At 39.4% G+C, this 1,174-nt stretch carries 3 protein-coding genes; 1 reads left to right on the top strand and 2 read right to left on the bottom strand.

The genetic code is table 11. From position 1 onward, the window contains the following. Positions 1-27: 27 nt before the first annotated feature. Complete coding sequence (locus tag KJB35_RS27720) at positions 28-663, bottom strand: hypothetical protein (protein WP_229631753.1); 636 nt, start codon at positions 661-663, stop codon at positions 28-30. Between KJB35_RS27720 and KJB35_RS28405 the strand changes: the two genes are divergently transcribed. After that, positions 652-807 (top strand): hypothetical protein, encoded by a 156-nt coding sequence (locus KJB35_RS28405; RefSeq protein WP_306309433.1) that lies wholly within the window; start codon positions 652-654, stop codon positions 805-807. The two genes, KJB35_RS27720 and KJB35_RS28405, sit on opposite strands and share 12 nt — an antisense overlap. A 41-nt stretch (positions 808-848) precedes the next feature. On the opposite strand, the gene KJB35_RS27730 is transcribed toward KJB35_RS28405, so the two are convergent. Continuing rightward, the coding region (locus KJB35_RS27730; protein WP_285469883.1) for a hypothetical protein at positions 849-1,174 on the bottom strand (326 nt) is incomplete at its 5' end.

Raw genomic sequence — 1,174 nt, forward strand, 5'->3', positions numbered from 1 at the left:
CCCTCTTGAGCAGTTTGTTATGTAGCACTACTCAACAGTATGCGCCGTGCACTCAACGCCTTTGGAACGAACTATATACTCGTTTACATACTCTACACCACCATTCTCTAGCGCTAGCTGTAAATGATAAAGCCCCTTGCACTTATCTGTCTTTTCATACACTCGACTGAGCGTGTAATGAGGTAAAACAAGCGAAGCTTTTGTGTAACTGAGCCGTCGTTTCAAGAGGCTTATTACCTGTGCTCGGTCATAGTTACCCTCACCGTATAGGAAATAAGCATAATTTCCGATGGTGATCGGATCATTTAATGCCTCACCTGTTTTATACCATTTAAGCAAAGCATTTCTTGAGTTAGGTAACGTTGAAAAATAGTGGGATACAAGCTGTCTTACTGCGTAAATGTTTCCACATTCACCAGCATTTGTTAGGTGTTTAATGGCTAAATCCAAATCAGGTTCAAACACAATTCCACGAAAGTAGAACATACCCTTAATGTAATTAGCTTCACAGCTATCTTCTTTTTCAAGCCTCTCTAAGTTGTCATGCAGTTCATAGGCAGTCGTGTTGAGTACCTCACTAAAAATCTCGGATGTTAACTGACTTGAGTTACTTGCAAAGCTAGTTGTGATTAACGTAAGAAGAACAATAATATGTCTAACCATCAAATCTTCCTTAATATCCGAGTGCTGGTGTTACATAACGCCCAATTAAGGTGTGAAGCACGTAATGACCAAGCCGCTGCATGGCACTTCAACACCAAAAACCAACGCATGCCAAAAATGCCACGCGTGCTGAATCACTCTTAAATTGTTTGTTATACGTGATTGCCCTTCCATGGCTATGGTGCCTAAATCGACATCAAAATCATATTAAAGAACAGCGGTAAACAAATCGCTAAATTAGCCATATCAGTGCTTGATATACTTTTCAATTTTGTTACGACCAAGACCATAACCCAGACCGTAACAGCAGCAAGAAATAAATCATTATCTAAGTCACTGTAATAATCAAACTTATCAAGTGAAGATAAAAGATCAGCCTCTTTCGTTTCCACCGCGTTTCTAAGCACATCATTCGCAATTGAACGATAATATTTCGAGAAACTCAGGAGAGTCAATTGAACCAGTGTGGCTACTATTAAAAATATCTTCATACTCTCATTACGTATAACGC

Origin of the sequence: Vibrio sp. D431a (genome assembly GCF_030248655.1) — a bacterium.
In the GTDB taxonomy this organism is placed as follows: Bacteria; Pseudomonadota; Gammaproteobacteria; order Enterobacterales; family Vibrionaceae; genus Vibrio; species Vibrio alginolyticus.